A 585-nucleotide genomic window follows, 5' to 3' on the forward strand; every position below is an offset into this window, starting at 1 on the left:
AATTTTAATATTAGCTGGTAAACTCCAGTTATCCTTTAAATCACCTTCTACAAATTGAAGCAACTCATCCCGAGTCAGACTCCCTGATGGTCGTCCCGGAAACTCAATCACCGAATTTTTGACTGTTGCCGTTGGTGCTTGTGTGTCCACAATTTTATAGACAAAACTTGGGGTAGTTGAAGTGTTTCCTGCCTCATCACCTACTACAAATGTCGCTGCACCAGTTCCCCCTGGTGAAATTCCTGCGATATTCCTAGACATAGATATATCTATTTTATTAGGTTCCGTCCAATTATCAGTCAATGAACCATTAAAAAATGGAAACAATTCTTCACGTGTAGGCTCTCCTGTTCGACGTGCTTGAAAAGTTAATGTCTGAGTAGCAGCAAATGAATATGTCGGTGCTTGTGTATCTTTTACTGTATACTTTGTATTATAGTACTCTAAGGCCCCTGAAGGCTTGTGTTTCAACTCAACGACGATTTCACCTGTCTCATTTGGTGCCCAAGTCTGAGAAAGAGGATTACTTACTTTGATATATGAATACTCATAATCATCCGGTTTATCTGGCAATTGAGAAAACCA

1 pseudogene is annotated in these 585 nt (G+C 39.7%); it reads right to left on the minus strand.

From position 1 onward, the window contains the following. A pseudogene (locus tag A5844_RS14360) lies at positions 1-585 on the minus strand (hypothetical protein); the annotation flags it as partial.

This window comes from Candidatus Enterococcus wittei, from assembly GCF_002140175.1.
GTDB lineage: Bacteria > Bacillota > Bacilli > Lactobacillales > Enterococcaceae > Enterococcus_B > Enterococcus_B wittei.